This is a genomic window from Streptomyces sp. NPDC007084 (assembly GCF_040703595.1).
Classification (GTDB): domain Bacteria; phylum Actinomycetota; class Actinomycetes; order Streptomycetales; family Streptomycetaceae; genus Streptomyces.
This window is the reverse complement of the sequence record NZ_JBEYFY010000012.1, coordinates 11,425-28,755: the sequence shown is the minus strand read 5'-3', so window position 1 is coordinate 28,755 and position 17,331 is coordinate 11,425. Positions and strand designations below refer to the sequence as shown.

The window sequence follows — 17,331 nt, the reverse complement described above, 5'->3', positions numbered from 1 at the left end:
GCGTTGTTCCGCGGCAATCCCCGCGCGGGGAGAATTCGATATTCCGGGGCACTTCTCGCCGGTAGGGGAAGCGCAACGTCGAACAAGCGTGTAGCTTCCGGGGGATGGAGAGCCGGGGGGCTTCTCATCCACGGGGAACCAGTGGGGATGCTTGGGGGGACTGGGGGGTTGCCTGATGGGAGTGCGGCTCATGGTGGTCGACGACCACCGACTGCTGGCCGAGGCGCTGGCCTCGGCGCTGAAGCTGCGCGGGCACCGGGTGCTCGCCGCGGCGGCGCCCGCCGCGGGGGCGGCGGAGCTGGTGATCAGCCGGGCGCCCGAGGTGTGCCTGGTGGGCACCGCGACCCCGGCCGAGCCGGGGATCTTCGACCCGGTGGCGCGGATCAAACGGGAGCGTCCCCAGGTGGCGGTCCTGGTGCTCGGCCCGGTGCCCAGCCCGCGCGGGATCGCCGCCGCGTTCGCCGCGGGCGCCTCCGGCTACGTACGCCATGACGAGCGCATCGAGGGGGTCGAGCGGGCCATCATGAAGGCCCGCGCGGGCGAGGCGGCGGTCGCGCCGCAGCTCCTCCAGGGCGCCTTCAGCGAACTGCTCAACCCCGCCGCCCAGCCCGACGACGAGGGCCAGCGGCTGCTCCAGATGCTCACGCCCCGCGAGGTGGAGGTGCTGGTGCGGGTGGCGGACGGGGAGGACACCCGGCTCATCGCGGCCGGCATGGGCATCGCCCCCTCGACGGCCCGCACCCATGTGCAGCGGGTCCTGATGAAACTGGGCGTCGGCTCCCGCCTCGAAGCGGCGGCCCTCGCGGCCCGCACCGGCCTGCTGGACCGGGCGGGCCCGCTCCCCGCGCCACCGGCCCAGCGCGGCCCCGTGGACGAAACCCCGTGAGGTCCCCGGCCCGGTGACCCGGGGCCGCCTCGGACCACCGGGCCGGCTTCCCTATGCGGATTCGGCCGGGTGCTTCCCGTCCTCGAAGCTGGCGAAGTACGCGGCGGCCATGTCCTCGTCGCCGTGGCCCTGCGCCGCGGCCCGGGCGAGGCGTTCGGCGGCGGCCTCGGCCACGTCGAGCCGGACCCCGTGCTCCTGCCCGGCTGCGACGATCAGGCGGGCGTCCTTCTCGGCGGTGCTGACGGCGAACGCCGCCGGGGTCAGCCGGTCCTCCAGGACGAGGCCGGCCTTGGCGTGCAGATAGCCCATGTCGAGCGGGCCGCCGGCGATCAGGGAGAGGAAGTCCCGCGGGTCCACGCCGAGGCCCTTCGCCAGCGCGAGCGCCTCGCCGGCCGCGGCGGTGGCGGCGAGGACCCAGCTGTTGGCGACGAGCTTGAGCCGGGTGGCGCTGCCCGCCGCCCCGTCCTCGCCGGTCCACACGGTCCGCGAGCCGACGGCGTCGAAGACCGGCGTCACGGCGTCCCGCGCCGCCACCGGGCCAGCGGCCAGCACGGTCAGCTCGCCGGCCTCGGCGGGGGCCCGCGTCCCGAGCACGGGCGCGTCGAAGAAGACCAGCCCGTGGTCACGGGCGAAACCGGCGAGGTCCGCGACGGCCTCGGTCCCGGCGGTCGTGGACTGCGCCCAGACCACCCCCTCGCGCAGCCCGGGCGCCGCCCGCCGCATCGTGTCGAGGACGGCGGGCCCGTCGTACAGCATGGTCAGCACGGCGTCGGCGCCCCGCACGGCCTCCTCGGGGGAGCCGGCGACATACGCGCCCTCGGCGGCCAGCGGCTCGGCTTTCGCGGCGGTCCGGTTCCAGACCCGGACGGTGTGCCCGGCCCGCGCGAGGTTCCGGGCCATCGCGGCCCCCATGATCCCGGTGCCGAGGACGCCGACGGTGAGTGTTTCGTTCATGGGGTTGAGCCTTCCCGCTGAGCGGGTTTCATGCCACGGGGCCGGTCTTCCCGCCGGGCGGGACGGATGCGCGCCGCCCCGCCTTCCGGTGAGGCCGGCTCAGCGACCCCGCAGGATCCGCCGGGCCACCGTCCGGCGTACGCCGGTGAGTTCCGCGGCGATGCGCTGCTCGCGTCCGGTGTCGCAGGTGATGGCGGGCGGCAGCGGCGGTCCGATCAGCAGTGCCGTCCGGCGCAGGAGCGTCGGCGGGTGGGTGGAGTCGACGCTGTGTCCCCGCCGGATGCCGGCCCGGCGCTGCCGCTCGTGTTCGTGCTCCGGGACGGAGTTCATGTCGGCGGCCAGACGGTCCCACAGCCCGTCGGCCCGGTCGTCGTCGCCCCGGGTGCGCGGTCCTCGCAGGGCGGACCCGTTGGCCTCGCGCATCAGCGTGATCTCCGCCGATTCGGAGACGAGCAGCCGGTCGAGGAGTTCCACCGTGGCCTCGGTCGATCCGGCGCGGGCGGCCAGCCGGTCGGCGAGGTACTCGCTGCGCTGGGCGGCGCGCAGGGTCAGCCGGTCGAGGAGGAGCAGGAGCCCGAGGAGGATCCAGCGCGGCACGGCGTAGACCGCGTTGATGACCAGCGCGAGCAGGGTGGGCTCCGGGGAGGGGTGGAAGAAGTACTCCCAGGTGAGCAGCGAGCGGTAGGCGGTCCCGATGACCCGTCCGTGGCGGGTGTCGCCGTTGCTGTAGTGGCCCAGCTCGTGACCGAGCAGGGCGATCCGCTCCCGCGGGCTGAGGATCTCCCACAGCGGCAGCCCCAGGGTGAGCAGGCGGCGGGCGCCGATCCCGTACGACAGGACGCTCGCGTTGATCGAGCGGTCGACGGCGATCGCGTCGACCCCGCGGGTGCCCACGGCGGCGCCCACCTCGTCGACGAGAGCGAACAGCTCGGGCGCGTCGGCGCGGTGCAGCACGGGCACATCGTCGGGCAGGCCCGGCAACCGCGGCCTGAGCACCCAGGCGAGAACGAGAAGCAGCCCGCCCGCCACCATCCCGAAGCCGCCCCAGCCGCGCACGAGGAGCCAGACCCCGGCGCCGAGCACGGCCAGGGTGAGCGCGTGGACGGCGAGGGCGAGCGCGTAGGCGAGGACGGACGCGGTGTCGCGCCGGGCCCGCAGGGTGCCGCCCGCGGTCAGTTCGGCGAGCAGCCGCTCGCCGTGGCGCCGGGCCTGGGCGCGCTGGGCCCGGGCCAGCCGGCCCGGTCTCTCCTCCGGCGGCGCCGGGTCGACGTTCCAGTCACAGGCGGCGCACCACACGGTGAAGTCGCCGTGGACGCGGATCTCGGCCCCGCAGTCCGGGCACGCCTGGACCGACTCCCCCGCAGTGGTGTGCATCGTGAACTCTCCCCTGCCCCCACGGCCTCTACCCAGAGTCCGCCTGTACGTGACATGGCGAAGCTGATCACACGGCTGCCGTCGCGTAAAGCGTCCGGTTCCGGGGAGTCGCGGGCTCCCGGGCCCGCCCGGCCCGGTACATGCCTCGGGGCCGGGTTCCCGGGGGAACTCCGGCCCCGAGTGCGGGGGTTACTCCGTCGGCGGAGTGGTGGTGGGGTCGGACGGGGTGTCCGGGGCAGGGGGCGGCAGGGGGCGCAGCCACAGCCAGGCCAGGAAGAACAGGCCCAGGATCAGCATGCCGAGGCCGGTCCACAGGTTGATGTTGACGCCGGCCGCCTTGTCGATGTCGGCGTCGGAGGCGGTGATGCCGGCGATCGTGACGATGACGCCGTAGAGCACGAACAGGCCGCCGATGATGCGGCGGATGTCGAACAGCCGGGCGGCGGTCGCGGACTTCTCCTGGAGTTCCGTGACCTGCCGCTGGACGTCGCGTTCCGAGTTGTCGGACATGGTTTCTCGATTCTCCCTCTTCAGAACCCGTCGGTACTCGTCAGAGCGAGAACGGGACGTAGCAGGCGGCCGCCAGGATCACGGCGCCCCAGCCCAGCAGCGCCGGCCTGCGGTACCAGGCGTCGTCGCCGGCGGCCGGCGGCTCGGCCATGCCGGGGGAGCGGGTGCCGTAGACCAGGCCCTCCAGCTCCTCGGCCGGCTTCGGCGCGGTGAACAGCGACACCGCGACCATCACCACGGCGCCGGCGACGAAGCCGGCGATCGCGGAGACGAAGTTGGCGCCCTGGTCGGAGGGGAAGCCGATGATGCCCTGCTTGTAGAAGACGAAGTAGTTCACCATCGCCGCCGTCGTACCGGCCAGCAGACCCCAGAAGCCGGACTTCACCGACGCCCGCTTCCAGAACATGCCGACGATGAAGACCACGAACATCGGCACGTTGAAGAAGGAGAACAGCGTCTGGAGGTAGCTCATGATGTTCGAGAACGACGAGGCCAGGAAGGCCGTGCCGATCGACGCCAGGACACCGATCACCGTGATCCCGCGGCCGAAGCGCACGTAGTAGGCGTCGTCGCGGTCCTTGACCACGTACCGCGCCCAGATGTCGGTGGTGAACACGGTGTTGAAGGACGACACGTTGGCCGCCATGCCCGCCATGAACGCGGCCAGCAGACCGGTCACCGCGATGCCGAGCACACCGTTGGGCAGCAGTTCCTGCATGAGGTACGGGATCGCGTCGTTGTACTGGAGGTCCGAGCCGCCCGTGCCGATCTTCGGGACGAGGACCGCCGCGACCAGGCCCGGGATCATCACCAGGAAGACGATGAAGATCTTCGGGTAGGCCGCGATGAGCGGGGTGCGCTTGGCCGCGGAGAGGTTCTTCGCGGACAGCGCGCGCTGCACCTCGGCGAAGTTCGTCGTCCAGTAGCCGAAGGACAGCACGAAGCCCAGACCGAGCACGATGGTCAGCCAGTTGGCGCCGAGCGGGTTGACGCTGCCGATACCGGTGCCGCCCCAGGCGGTGGTGAAGTCGTGGCCGTGGGACTTGTCGAGCGAATCCGTCAGACCGTCCCAGCCGCCGACCCGCTTCAGGCCGAGCGCGGCGATCGGGATCAGCGCCGCGAGGATCACGAAGAACTGCAGGACCTCGTTGTAGATCGCCGAGGACAGTCCGCCGAGCGTGATGTACGCGAGGACGAAGAAGCCGGCGACCACGATCGCCACCCACTGCGGCCACCCGAGCAGCGCCTCGACGACGATCGCGAGCGAGTACAGGTTGACACCGGCGATCAGGATCGCGGCGAAGGCGAACAGGATCGAACTCAGCAGGTGCGCGTACTTGTCGAAGCGCAGGAACAGGAACTCCGGCACCGAGCGGACCTTGGAGCCGTAGTAGAACGGCATCATCACCAGGCCCAGGAAGACCATCGCCGGGATGGCGCCGATCCAGTACCAGTGCACGGTGTAGACGCCGTACTGGGCGCTGTTGGCGGCCATGCCGAGGATCTCGGTGGCGCCGAGGTTGGCCGAGATGAACGCGAGGCCGGTGATCCAGGCCGGCAGCGAGCGTCCGGAGAGGAAGAAGTCGAGGCTCGTCTTGACCGACCGGCGGGCCGCGAAGCCGATGCCGAGGACGACCACGAAGTAGATGCCGAGGATCGTGTAGTCGAGTGCGTTCGTGGGGAGTCGCAGCTCGGCGGCGAGCATGCTGCCCGCTGGTGGGAGAGAGGTGGGGGACTGCATCAGAACTCGCTTCGTCGCGTGAACGTATCGGACCGGAACCTACGCCGCCGCTTCCAGGAAATGAACACTTTCGATGGTGTCCTTTGTTTGATTGTGATGTTGACGGCGCTGGTGCCTTGTGGTTTGTTATGTTCGGTTATGTTTGAAGGTTTGATCGGGTGTGGATGGGGAGTCCGACAGTGAAGAAGACCTCGACCCGGCTCGCCGACGGTCGTGAACTCATCTACTACGACGCCCGCGACGACCAGGTCCGCGACGCGGTTGACCGGCGCCCGCTCGACCCGACCGTCACCACCTCCGAGGTGCGCCGCGACCCGCTTCTCGGCGACGCGGTCGCCATCGCCTCGCACCGCCAGGGCCGCACCTACCACCCGCCGGCCGACGAGTGCCCGCTGTGCCCCTCCGCCGGCGACCGCCTCAGCGAGATCCCCGACTCCTCGTACGACGTCGTGGTCTTCGAGAACCGTTTCCCCTCGCTGGCCGGAGACGCCGGCCGCTGCGAGGTCGTCTGCTTCACCTCCGACCACGACGCGTCCTTCGCCGACCTGACGGAGCGGCAGGCGGCGCTCGTGCTGGAGGCCTGGACCGACCGCACGGCCGAACTGTCGCATCTGCCCTCCGTGGAACAGGTCTTCTGCTTCGAGAACCGCGGGGCCGAGATCGGCGTGACCCTCGGTCACCCCCACGGGCAGATCTACGGCTACCCCTTCACCACCCCCCGTACCGCCCTGATGCTGCGGTCCCTCGCGTCCCACAAGAAGGCCACCGGCGGCGAGAACCTGTTCGACAAGGTGGTCGCGGACGAACTGGCGGACGGCTCACGTGTCGTCCTGACGAGTGATCACTGGGCCGCCTTCGTGCCGTACGCCGCGCACTGGCCCTACGAGGTCCACCTCTACCCCCGCCGCCGCGTCCCCGACCTGCTCGGACTGGACGAGGAAGCACGCACAGAGTTCCCCCAGGTCTATCTGGAACTCTTGAGGCGCTTCGACCGGATCTTCGACGGACCGGACGGCGCCCACGACGGGGCGAGCGGCACCCCGACGCCGTACATCGCGGCCTGGCACCAGGCCCCGTTCGGCCCGCTCGACGGCTTCGAGGGCGTCAACCGGGACGACTTCGCGCTCCACCTCGAGCTTTTCACCATTCGCCGCACTTCCGGCAAGCTGAAGTTCCTCGCGGGTTCCGAGTCCGGCATGAGTGTGTTCATCAACGACGTGCCGCCGGAGACCGCGGCCCAGCGACTGCGAGAGGTAGCGAGTTCATGACTGGCAAGAGCGGGAAGTACCTGGTCACCGGCGGAGCCGGCTATGTGGGCAGCGTGGTCGCCCGCCACCTGGTCGAGGCGGGCCACGAGGTCACCGTCCTCGACAACCTCTCCACGGGCTTTCGCGAGGGCGTCCCCGCCGGCGCCGCCTTCATCGAGGGCGACATCCGCGACGCCGCCAAATGGCTGGACTCCGGCTACGACGCCGTCCTGCACTTCGCCGCGTTCTCCCAGGTCGGCGAGTCCGTCGTGAAGCCCGAGAAGTACTGGGACAACAACGTCGGCGGCACCATGGCCCTGCTCGCCGCGATGCGCGACGCCGGCGTGCGCAGGCTCGTCTTCTCCTCCACCGCCGCCACCTACGGCGAACCGGAGACCACCCCCATCGTGGAGTCCGCGCCGACCCGCCCCACCAACCCGTACGGCGCCTCCAAGCTCGCCGTCGACCACATGATCACCGGCGAGGCCGCCGCCCACGGCCTGGGCGCCGTCTCCCTGCGCTACTTCAACGTGGCCGGCGCCTACGGCGACAGCGGCGAGCGGCACGACCCCGAGTCGCACCTCATCCCGCTCGTCCTCCAGGTCGCCCAGGGCCGCCGCGACGCCATCTCCATCTACGGCGACGACTACCCGACCCCGGACGGCACCTGCGTCCGCGACTACATCCACGTCGCCGACCTCGCCGAGGCCCACCTCCTCGCGGTCGCCGCCGCCACCCCCGGCGAACACCTCATCTGCAACCTCGGCAACGGCAACGGCTTCTCCGTGCGCGAGGTCATCGAGACCGTGCGCCAGGTCACCGGACACCCGATCCCCGAGGTCGTGGCACCGCGCCGGGGCGGCGACCCCGCCGTCCTCGTCGCCTCGGCCGACGCCGCCCGGGAGCGGCTCGGCTGGAACCCGTCCCGCGCGGACCTCGCGGGCATCGTCGCGGACGCGTGGGCGTTCGCACAGAACGCAGCGAAGGGCCAGGGATAGCAGGTGGAGCAGGTGGGGGTACGTGAGGGCTTCGAGGAGCTGTACGGTGCCGCGCCCGACGGCGTCTGGGCGGCACCGGGCCGGGTCAACCTGATCGGCGAGTACACGGACTTCAACGAGGGGTTCGTGATGCCGCTCGCGCTGCCGCACACCGCGGTCGCCGCGGTCTCCCGCCGCTCCGACGGGGTGTTGCGGCTCAACTCGGCGGACATCGACGGACCCGTCGTCGAACTGCGCGTGGACGAACTCGTGCCGCGCTCCGACACCGGCTGGGCCGCCTACCCGGCCGGCGTCGTCTGGGCGCTGCGCGAGGCCGGCCACCCTGTCGGCGGCGCGGACATCCACCTCGCCTCCACCGTCCCCACCGGCGCCGGCCTGTCCTCCTCCGCCGCCCTCGAAGTCGTCACCGCCGTCGCCCTCGACGAGCTGTACGGCCTCGGCCTCGGCCGCCCCGCACTGGCCCGGATCGCCCAGCGCGCCGAGAACGACTTCGTCGGCGTGCCGTGCGGCGTCATGGACCAGACCGCGTCCGCCTGCTGCACCGAGGGCCACGCCCTGCACCTCGACTGCCGGGACCTGTCGATCCGCCAGGTCCCCTTCGACCTCGCCTCCCAGGGCCTCGAACTCCTCGTCGTGGACACCCGCGTCAAGCATGCGCTGGGGGACGGGGCGTACGCCGAGCGGCGGGCCGGCTGCGAGGAGGGAGCGCGTCAACTGGGCGTCTCCCACCTGCGGGACATCCCCTACGAGGGGCTGGACGCGGCGCTGGCGCGGCTGTCCGACGAGCGGGTGCGGCGCTATGTCCGGCACGTGGTGTCCGACGACCACCGGGTGGAGCGGGTCATCACGCTGCTCGACGCCGGGGACGTGCGGGGGATCGGGCCCGTCCTGACGGACGGTCACGCCTCGCTGCGGGACGATCTGCGGATTTCCTGTCCCGAGCTGGATCTCGCCGTTTCCGCGGCCGATTCCGCGGGGGCGTTGGGGGCGCGGATGACGGGTGGCGGGTTCGGGGGGTCCGCGATCGTGCTGCTGGAGTCCGCTGACGTGGACTCCGTCAGCAAGGCTGTCGCCGAGGCGTTTCTGGCCGCCGGCTTCACCAGTCCGCGGATTTTCCCCGCCGTTCCCTCCGCCGGGGCCCGGCGGGTCGGCTGAACCCCGGGGGTTTTCGCCCCCTCCGCCCCGGCCCGTCCCGTCCCGTCCCGTGCTCAGGGGGGGGCTTCGCCCCCCCGACCCCCCCCGCTCCTCAAACGCCGGAGGGGCTGAAAGTGCCCCCGGAGGGGCTGAAAGTGGCCCCCGGCGGTTCACCAGTGCTTCGTCAACGTGTACTCCGTGATGCCCGGGGGGTAGTCGGGGATCGTGGCCACCACCTCGTAGCCGTGTCTGCGGTAGAAGCCGGGGGCCTGGAAGTCCCAGGTCTCCAGGCGGGCCGCGGCGCAGCCGCGGGCGGTGGCCGCGTGTTCGGCCTCGGCGAGGAGACGGCTGCCGAGACCCGCGCCGCGGTGCCGGCCGTCCACCCACAGGTAGGTGACGTGCAGCCAGGTCGTCCAGGTGTGCCCCACCAGCCCCCCGGCCAGAGCCCCCGCCTCGTCCAGGGCCCAGAGCTGGAGCGGACGTTCGCGCTCACCCGGTGTTCCGCGCAGGGCGCGCAGCACCGGGGAGGCGGCCGTGTTCGTCTCCAGCAGTCGCCGACGGAGCAGATCCCGGCGGTCTCTGTCGTCTCCTGTCTCGATACGAAACATACGGCTCACCATAAACGCGCTGGCCAACCAGTTCTGCGAATCGCCTTCCGCCGCCCGCCCCCGCCCGTACTCTGATGAGCAGTGCCGGTGGGGGCCGGTGCTGATCAGGGGGCGAGACAGTCGGGTACGACGCCCGAAGTGGGGGTAGCACTTCCAGCACGGCGGCGGCCGTGCGGCCGCGGCACCCCGCTTCCGGGTCGCAAACTGGCTCGGGATCACTTCGGGCGCCGTACCCGTACCGACCGTCCCCCGACAGTGGGGGTTTCAGTGGTTCGCATCCGAGTACTGGTCGTCGACGACCACCGCATCTTCGCCGAGTCGCTCGCCGCGGCTCTGGCGGCCGAGCCCGATGTCGACGTGTCCGCGGCGGGCAGCGGACCCGCCGCACTGCGCTGTCTGGAACGCGCGGCGGCGGAAGGCCGCCGCTTCGACGTGCTGCTCGTCGACGCCGACCTCGGCGGGAACGTGCCCGGCACCCGCCCGGCGGTCCCCGTCCAGGAGAGCAACGAGGACGGCCTGGTCGACGGCATCTCGCTGGTCGCCGGGGTGCGTTCGGGCCAGCCCGGCGTACGGACCGTCGTACTGGCGGAGAAGGACGACCCGCGCCGGGCCGCGCTCGCCCTCCAGGCCGGCGCCTCCGGCTGGGTCGCCAAGGACTGTTCGCTCTCCCGGCTGCTCACCGTCATACGAGGTGTCCTGCGCGACGAGACGCATCTGCCGCCCGCCCTGCTCACCGGGGTGCTGCGCGAGCTGACCGCCGCCCGCAAGCACCGCACCGAGAGCGAGCGGCTGGTCGAGTCGCTGACGCCCCGGGAGCGCGAGGTGCTGCGCTGCATGGTCGCCGGACTCGGCCGCAAGGCCGTGGCCGAACGGCTGTTCCTCTCCCCGCACACCGTCCGCACCCACATGCAGAACGTGCTCGGCAAGCTCGGCGTGCACTCCACCCTCGCCGCCGTGGCCCTCGCCCGGCGCGCCGGGGTCGGACCCGTCGACCTAACCGGGGATGTTGTCGAACGGGGCGGTCAACTGGCGTAGCAGCCCGGCCAGCTCACCGCGCTGGCCCCGGCTCAGCTCCGCGAGGATCGCCCGCTCCTGTTCGAGCAGACCCGCCAGCGCCTGGTCGGCGCGGTCACGGCCCTCCTCGGTGAGCCGGACGAGCACACCCCTGCGGTCGCTCGGGTCGGGCAGCCGCTCCACCAGACCCTTCTTCGTCAGCCGGTCGATGCGGTTGGTCATCGTGCCCGAGGTGACGAGCGTCTGGGTGAGCAACTGCCCCGGAGAGAGCTGATACGGGGAGCCCGCGCGCCGCAGCGCCGTCAGGACGTCGAACTCCCAGGGCTCCAGGCTGTGCTCGGAGAACGCCAGCCGGCGCGCGCGGTCCAGATGCCGGGCGAGCCTGCTCACCCGGCTCAGTACCTCCAGCGGTTCCACGTCGAGGTCCGGGCGCTCCCGGCGCCACGCAGCGACCAGCCGATCGACCTCGTCCTCCATGACGATCAGTGTAGTGGTTGTGTCGACATGAAGTCTCTTGATGTGCAGCTTCTTGATATCAAGTCTCTTGACGTCGAGAGAGATCGTGGGTGAGGGTGGAGAGCGAGAACGCTCCGCTCGGCGGGCCGCGCCCACTGCGCCCGTCCCACGACCCCACGACCAACTGCGGCCGTAGCGCGACCACTGCGGCCGTCCCACGACCTCCGCGCCCGTCCCGCGCCCGCCCTCGACCCCGACCGCCGCCCGACCCCGACCCCGACCTCGCGAGGAGAACCGCCATGGCAGCCGCCCCCACCTGGGACCCCGACCAGTACCTGCGTCACGCCGGACACCGGGCCCGCCCCTTCGCCGACCTGCTCGCCCGCGTCCCCGCCCTCCCCACGGAACCCGCCCGCATCGCCGACCTCGGCTGCGGCCCCGGCAACGTCACCGTCCAGCTCGCCGACCGCTGGCCCACCGCCCACATCACCGGCTACGACAACTCCGCCGCGATGCTCGCCAAGACCGGCGAGTACGCCGGCGCCACCCCCGGCGGCGGACGCCTCGACTTCGCCCACGCCGACCTCACCGACTGGGCCCCCACCGAGACCTACGACCTCATCGCCTCCAACGCCGCCCTCCAGTGGGTGCCCGGACACCTGGAGGCACTCCCCGGCTGGCTCGACGCCCTCACACCCGGCGGCACCCTCGCCGTCCAGATGCCCGACAACACCGACGCGCCCCTGCACGCCCTCATGCGCGACCTCGCCGGCTCCGCGGCCTGGAAAACCCGCCTGGACGGCGCGCTGCGCGCCACCGACTCCGTCCACGACCCGCTCGTCTACCTCGACCGCCTCGCCGCCCTCGGCTGCGCCACCGACGTCTGGCAGACCACCTACCTGCAACTGCTCACCGGACCCGACGCCGTCCTCGACTGGGCCAAGGGCACCGGACTGCGGCCCGTGCTCACCGCCCTCGCCGACGACCCCGAGGCCCGCGACGGCTTCCTCACCGCCTACCGCGACCTGCTCCGCGACGCCTACCCCGAGCAGCCCTACGGCACCGTCCTGCCGTTCCGCCGGCTCTTCGTCGTCGCCCGCAAGGAGGGCTGATGCTCACCGCCCTCGACCACGTCCAGCTCGCCGCCCCGCCCGGCTCCGAGGACCTGCTGCGCGCCTACTACGTCCACGCCCTCGGCATGACCGAGACACCGAAGCCCGCCGCCCTCGCCGGGCGCGGCGGCTGCTGGTTCCGGGCCGGGAGCGTCCGGCTCCACCTGGGCGTCGAGCCCGGATTCCGGCCCGCCCGCAAGGCCCACCCCGGGCTGCGGGTCACCGGCATCGACGCCTACGCCGCCCGGATCGCCGCCACCGGCGCCCCCGTCACCTGGGACGACGCCCTGCCCGGCCACCGGCGCTTCTACTCCGCGGACCCCGTCGGCAACCGCCTCGAATTCCTCGAACCCCACCCCGAAGCCGCCACAGGCATCGGCACCTAGGACTTCCGGTGCCCGATCAGCCGCGGCTTCGGCTCCAGCCCGTCCAGACCGTGCCAGGCCAGGTTCACCAGATGCGCCGCCACCTCCGCCTTACGGGGCTTGCGCACGTCCAGCCACCACTGGCCGGTCAGCGCGACCATCCCCACCAGCGCCTGCGCGTACAGCGGAGCCAGCTTCGAGTCGAAACCGCGGCTCTTGAACTCACGGCCCAGGATGTCCTCCACCTGGGTGGCGATGTCCGAGATCAGCGACGCGAACGAACCCGTCGACTGCGGGATCGGCGAATCACGCACCAGGATGCGGAAACCGTCCGTGTACTCCTCGATGTAGTCCAGCAGAGCGAAAGCCGCCTGCTCGCACAGCTCCCGCGGATGCCCCGCCGTCAGCGAACCCGTCACCATGTCCAGCAGCCGGCGCATCTCCCGGTCCACCACCACCGCGTACAGCCCCTCCTTGCCGCCGAAGTGCTCGTACACCACCGGCTTGGACACCCCGGCCTTCGCCGCGATCTCCTCCACCGACGTGCCCTCGAACCCCTTCGCCGCGAACAGGGTGCGGCCGATCTCCAGCAACTGCTGACGACGCTCCGCGCCGGTCATGCGGGTGCGGCGCGCGCGCCGCGGCTTCTCACTGCTGCCTGAGGTGCTGCTGGAGTCGGTCGCCACGCCGTCAATCATGCCGCTTCGGCGGATTCCGTCTCGCGCCGGGAGCCGCTCCCGTCGGGGTTCCGGCGCGAATCGATACGCGAGCGTGACGGCCACCGCACGTCATACGCCCAGCCCAGCTGCTCACACCAGCGGATGATCCGCGCCGACGAGTCGATCTGACCCCGGTCCACCCCGTGCCGCGCCGACGTCGGGTCCGCGTGATGCAGGTTGTGCCACGACTCGCCGCACGACAGCACCGCCAGCCACCACACGTTGCCCGAACGGTCCCGCGACTTGAACGGCCGCTTGCCCACCGCGTGACAGATCGAGTTGATCGACCACGTCACATGGTGCAGCAGCGCCACCCGCACCAGCGACCCCCAGAAGAACCCGGTGAACGCGCCCCACCAGGACATCGTCACCAGACCGCCGATCAGCGCCGGCAGCCCCAGCGACAGCAGCGTCCACAAGATGAACTGACGCGAGATCGCCCGGATCACCGGGTCCTTCACCAGATCCGGCGCGTACTTCTCCTGCGGCGTCCGCTCCTCGTCGAACATCCAGCCGATATGCGCCCACCACAGGCCCTTCAGCAGCGCCGGCACCGTCTCGCCGTACTTCCACGGCGAATGCGGGTCACCCTCCGCGTCGGAGAACTTGTGGTGCTTGCGGTGGTCGGCCACCCAGCGCACCAGCGGCCCCTCGACCGCCATCGACCCCGCGACCGCGATCGCGATCCGCAACGGCCGCTTCGCCTTGAAGGAGCCATGCGTGAAATAGCGGTGATAGCCGATCGTGACGCCGTGGCATCCCAGGTAGTAGAAGAAGACCAGCAGGCCGAGATCCAGCCAGCTCACCCCCCATCCCCACGCCAGCGGCACCGCCGCCAGCAGCGCCAGGAACGGAACGGCGATGAAGAGGAGAAGCGTGGTCTGTTCGAGCGACCCCTTCTTCTCACCGCCCAGCGTGGCGGCGGGAAGAAGAGCGCCGTCGTCGCCCGCCTGCGGAGCGTCGTCGATCACATCGGAACTCGTGGTCATGGGCGTCCCCTGTGGGGTTCGAAGGTGAGGAAGGTCGGGGAAGAGTGTCCGCGTACGGTCCCCAAGGTCCACCCGTCGCACGACGGGAGACCCTACGGCTCCGTAACCTACGGCGTCGTAAGTATGTCAGCGAGCAGCCCGGCGGCAAGAGCCCGACAGCCTGCGCGTCCGCGAGGACACCTATCCTTGGAGTCGGTCGGACAGCGCGGTCCGTTCTGATTCCACCCCGGATGCCTCCACCCTGAGCGGCACCCGCCGCGCGGTCGAACACCCGGGTTCCCTCCCAGCCGAGCTTCAGACGAGATTCCCCACTCTTCAGACGAGCTTCAACACTGCAAGGAGCCGCACCTGTGAGCAGTGCCGACGACCAGACCACGACGACCAGCAGCGAGCTGCGCGCCGACATCCGCCGCCTGGGCGACCTGCTCGGTGAGACCCTCGTACGGCAGGAGGGCCCCGAGCTGCTGGAACTGGTCGAGAAGGTCCGCCGCCTGACCCGCGAGGACGGCGAAGCCGCCGCCGAGCTGCTGCGCGGAACCGAACTGGAGACCGCCGCCAAGCTGGTCCGCGCGTTCTCGACCTACTTCCACCTCGCCAACGTCACCGAACAGGTCCACCGAGGCCGCGAACTGCGCGCCCGGCGCGCCGCCGACGGCAGCCTCCTCGCCCGCACCGCGGACCGCCTCAAGGACGCCGACCCCGAACACCTGCGCCAGACGGTCAAGAACCTCAACGTCCGCCCCGTCTTCACCGCACACCCCACCGAAGCCGCCCGCCGCTCCGTCCTCAACAAGCTCCGCCGTATCGCGACCCTCCTGGAGACCCCGGTCATCGAGGCCGACCGCCGCCGCTACGACACCCGCCTCGCCGAGAACATCGACCTCGTCTGGCAGACCGACGAACTCCGCGTCGTGCGCCCCGAACCCGCCGACGAGGCCCGCAACGCCATCTACTACCTCGACGAACTCCACGCCGGCGCCGTCGGCGACGTCCTGGAGGACCTCACCGCCGAACTCGCCCGCGTCGGCGTCACCCTCCCCGACGACACCCGCCCCCTCACCTTCGGCACCTGGATCGGCGGCGACCGCGACGGCAACCCCAACGTCACCCCCGAGGTCACCTGGGACGTCCTGATCCTCCAGCACGAACACGGCATCAACGACGCCCTCGAACTCATCGACGAACTCCGCGGCTTCCTCTCCAACTCCATCCGCTACACCGGCGCCACCGAGGACCTCCTCGAATCCCTCCAGACCGACCTGGAGCGCCTCCCCGAGATCAGCCCCCGCTACAAGCGCCTCAACGCCGAAGAGCCCTACCGGCTCAAGGCCACCTGCATCCGCCAGAAGCTGGAGAACACCAAGCTCCGCCTCGCCAAGGGCACCCCCCACGAGGACGGCCGCGACTACCTCGGCACCGCCGAACTCCTCCGCGACCTCACCCTCATCCAGACCTCCCTGCGCGAACACCGCGGCGCCCTCTTCGCCGACGGCCGGATGAACCGCACCATCCGCACCCTCGCCGCCTTCGGCCTCCAGCTCGCCACCATGGACGTCCGCGAACACGCCGACGCCCACCACCACGCCCTCGGCCAGCTCTTCGACCGGCTCGGCGAGGAATCCTGGCGCTACGCCGACATGCCCCGCGACTACCGCGCCAAGCTCCTCGCCAAGGAACTCCGCTCCCGGCGCCCCCTCGCCCCCACCCCGGCCCCCCTCGACGCCGCCGGACACAAGACCCTCGGCGTCTTCGAGACCGTCAAGAAGGCCCTCACCATCTTCGGGCCCGAGGTCATCGAGTCCTACATCATCTCCATGTGCCAGGGCGCCGACGACGTCTTCGCCGCCGCCGTCCTCGCCCGCGAGGCCGGACTCCTCGACCTGCACGCCGGCTGGGCCAAGATCGGCATCGTCCCCCTCCTGGAGACCACCGACGAACTCAAGGCCGCCGACACCATCCTGGAGGACATGCTCTCCGACCCCTCCTACCGCCGCCTCGTCGCGCTGCGCGGAGACGTCCAGGAAGTCATGCTCGGCTACTCCGACTCCTCCAAGTTCGGCGGCATCACCACCTCCCAGTGGGAGATCCACCGCGCCCAGCGCCGGCTGCGCGACGTCGCCCACCGCTACGGCGTACGCCTGCGCCTCTTCCACGGCCGCGGCGGCACCGTCGGCCGCGGCGGCGGCCCCTCCCACGACGCGATCCTCGCCCAGCCCTGGGGCACCCTCGAAGGTGAGATCAAGGTCACCGAACAGGGCGAGGTCATCTCCGACAAGTACCTCGTCCCCTCCCTCGCCCGCGAGAACCTCGAACTGACCGTCGCCGCCACCCTGCAGGCCTCCGCCCTGCACACCGCGCCCCGCCAGTCCGACGAGGCCCTCGCCCGCTGGGACGCCGCCATGGACGTCGTCTCCGACGCCGCCCACTCCGCCTACCGGCGCCTGGTCGAGGACCCCGACCTGCCCACCTACTTCCTCGCCTCCACCCCCGTCGACCAGCTCGCCGACCTGCACCTGGGCTCACGGCCCTCCCGCCGCCCCGGCTCCGGCGTCTCCCTCGACGGACTGCGCGCCATCCCCTGGGTCTTCGGCTGGACCCAGTCCCGGCAGATCGTCCCCGGCTGGTTCGGCGTCGGCTCCGGCCTCAAGGCCCTGCGCGAAGCCGGCCTCGACACCGTGCTCGACGAGATGCACGAGCAGTGGCACTTCTTCCGCAACTTCCTGTCCAACGTCGAGATGACCCTCGCCAAGACCGACCTGCGGATCGCCGGCCACTACGTCGACACCCTCGTCCCCGACGAGCTGAAGCACATCTTCGACACCATCCGCGCCGAACACGAACTCACCGTCCGCGAGGTGCTGCGCATCACCGGCGGGGAGAAGCTGCTCGACACCCACCCCGTTCTCCAGCAGACCTTCGCCATCCGCGACGCCTACCTGGACCCGATCTCCTACCTCCAGGTCGCCCTCCTCAAGCGCCAGCGCGAAGAGGCCGCCGCCGGCCAGGAACCCGACCCGCTGCTCTCCCGGGCCCTCCTGCTGACCGTCAACGGCGTCGCGGCCGGCCTGCGCAACACCGGCTGAGCCGTCCGGTCCGTCCGGCCCTTGCGCCGGGCCGCGCGGCCCGGCGCGACACCAAGGCGCCCTCCCCATCCGTACCGCCGGACGGGGAGGGCGCCTTCGTGCGAGCCAGGGAAGCATGAGCCAGGGAAGCAGGTGAACCGA

At 71.4% G+C, this 17,331-nt stretch carries 16 protein-coding genes; 8 read left to right on the top strand and 8 right to left on the bottom strand.

Translation table 11 applies throughout. The annotated features are described in order from the left end of the window. The first annotated feature begins 175 nt into the window (after positions 1 to 175). On the top strand, positions 176 to 886 hold the full coding sequence (locus AB0912_RS13270; RefSeq protein WP_366698889.1) for a response regulator transcription factor: 711 nt from the start codon (positions 176 to 178) through the stop codon (positions 884 to 886). 51 nt (positions 887 to 937) lie between these two features. On the opposite strand, the gene AB0912_RS13265 is transcribed toward AB0912_RS13270, so the two are convergent. From AB0912_RS13265 to AB0912_RS13250, 4 genes are all read right to left on the bottom strand, one after another. Then, complete coding sequence (locus AB0912_RS13265; protein ID WP_366698887.1) at positions 938 to 1,840, bottom strand: NAD(P)-dependent oxidoreductase; 903 nt, start codon at positions 1,838 to 1,840, stop codon at positions 938 to 940. Between the two features lie 99 nt (positions 1,841 to 1,939). Continuing rightward, on the bottom strand, positions 1,940 to 3,214 hold the full coding sequence (locus AB0912_RS13260; RefSeq protein ID WP_366698885.1) for a M48 family metalloprotease: 1,275 nt from the start codon (positions 3,212 to 3,214) through the stop codon (positions 1,940 to 1,942). 189 nt (positions 3,215 to 3,403) lie between these two features. Next, positions 3,404 to 3,724 carry a hypothetical protein gene (locus AB0912_RS13255; RefSeq protein ID WP_366698883.1) on the bottom strand — a complete coding sequence of 107 codons (321 nt, stop codon included), beginning with the start codon at positions 3,722 to 3,724 and terminating at the stop codon, positions 3,404 to 3,406. A gap of 40 nt (positions 3,725 to 3,764) precedes the next feature. After that, entirely contained in the window at positions 3,765 to 5,465 is a 1,701-nt protein-coding gene (locus AB0912_RS13250; protein WP_366698881.1) for a sodium:solute symporter family protein, read from the bottom strand. Between the two features lie 179 nt (positions 5,466 to 5,644). Between AB0912_RS13250 and galT the strand changes: the two genes are divergently transcribed. Genes galT through galK form a run of 3 tightly spaced genes read left to right on the top strand, consistent with a single transcriptional unit; the run spans position 5,645 to position 8,865 of the window. After that, positions 5,645 to 6,733, top strand: coding sequence for a galactose-1-phosphate uridylyltransferase (galT, locus tag AB0912_RS13245; protein WP_366698879.1), 1,089 nt, complete (start codon positions 5,645 to 5,647; stop codon positions 6,731 to 6,733). Beyond that, positions 6,730 to 7,710 carry a UDP-glucose 4-epimerase GalE gene (gene galE / locus AB0912_RS13240; protein ID WP_366698877.1) on the top strand — a complete coding sequence of 327 codons (981 nt, stop codon included), beginning with the start codon at positions 6,730 to 6,732 and terminating at the stop codon, positions 7,708 to 7,710. Before galT ends, galE begins: the two co-directional genes overlap by 4 nt. Before the next feature lie 12 nt (positions 7,711 to 7,722). After that, a complete protein-coding gene (gene galK, locus AB0912_RS13235; RefSeq protein WP_366699083.1) occupies positions 7,723 to 8,865 on the top strand; it encodes a galactokinase in 1,143 nt (380 codons plus the stop codon). A 149-nt stretch (positions 8,866 to 9,014) separates the two neighbouring features. Here the strand turns inward: galK and AB0912_RS13230 are convergent, their stop codons facing one another. Continuing rightward, a complete protein-coding gene (locus AB0912_RS13230; protein ID WP_366699080.1) occupies positions 9,015 to 9,464 on the bottom strand; it encodes a GNAT family N-acetyltransferase in 450 nt (149 codons plus the stop codon). 255 nt (positions 9,465 to 9,719) lie between these two features. Between AB0912_RS13230 and AB0912_RS13225 the strand changes: the two genes are divergently transcribed. After that, positions 9,720 to 10,487 carry a response regulator transcription factor gene (locus AB0912_RS13225; RefSeq protein ID WP_366698875.1) on the top strand — a complete coding sequence of 256 codons (768 nt, stop codon included), beginning with the start codon at positions 9,720 to 9,722 and terminating at the stop codon, positions 10,485 to 10,487. On the opposite strand, the gene AB0912_RS13220 is transcribed toward AB0912_RS13225, so the two are convergent. Next, positions 10,446 to 10,943 (bottom strand): MarR family transcriptional regulator, encoded by a 498-nt coding sequence (locus AB0912_RS13220; RefSeq protein ID WP_081217735.1) that lies wholly within the window; start codon positions 10,941 to 10,943, stop codon positions 10,446 to 10,448. The two genes, AB0912_RS13225 and AB0912_RS13220, sit on opposite strands and share 42 nt — an antisense overlap. A gap of 278 nt (positions 10,944 to 11,221) precedes the next feature. Here AB0912_RS13220 and AB0912_RS13215 point away from each other — a divergent pair, with 278 nt between their 5' ends. Next, positions 11,222 to 12,034, top strand: a complete 813-nt coding sequence (locus AB0912_RS13215) for a trans-aconitate 2-methyltransferase (RefSeq protein ID WP_366698873.1) — start codon at positions 11,222 to 11,224, stop codon at positions 12,032 to 12,034. Beyond that, positions 12,034 to 12,420 carry a VOC family protein gene (locus tag AB0912_RS13210; protein WP_366698871.1) on the top strand — a complete coding sequence of 129 codons (387 nt, stop codon included), beginning with the start codon at positions 12,034 to 12,036 and terminating at the stop codon, positions 12,418 to 12,420. Before AB0912_RS13215 ends, AB0912_RS13210 begins: the two co-directional genes overlap by 1 nt. Here AB0912_RS13210 and AB0912_RS13205 read toward each other — a convergent pair. Together AB0912_RS13205 and AB0912_RS13200 are read right to left on the bottom strand one after the other, a co-directional pair. After that, on the bottom strand, positions 12,417 to 13,097 hold the full coding sequence (locus AB0912_RS13205; RefSeq protein WP_366698869.1) for a TetR/AcrR family transcriptional regulator: 681 nt from the start codon (positions 13,095 to 13,097) through the stop codon (positions 12,417 to 12,419). The genes AB0912_RS13210 and AB0912_RS13205 overlap by 4 nt on opposite strands. Continuing rightward, complete coding sequence (locus tag AB0912_RS13200; RefSeq protein WP_366698867.1) at positions 13,094 to 14,107, bottom strand: fatty acid desaturase; 1,014 nt, start codon at positions 14,105 to 14,107, stop codon at positions 13,094 to 13,096. The genes AB0912_RS13205 and AB0912_RS13200 overlap by 4 nt, the downstream gene beginning before the upstream one ends. 350 nt (positions 14,108 to 14,457) lie before the next feature. Between AB0912_RS13200 and ppc the strand changes: the two genes are divergently transcribed. Beyond that, positions 14,458 to 17,190, top strand: coding sequence for a phosphoenolpyruvate carboxylase (gene ppc / locus AB0912_RS13195; RefSeq protein ID WP_366698865.1), 2,733 nt, complete (start codon positions 14,458 to 14,460; stop codon positions 17,188 to 17,190). Positions 17,191 to 17,331: the final 141 nt, after the last annotated feature.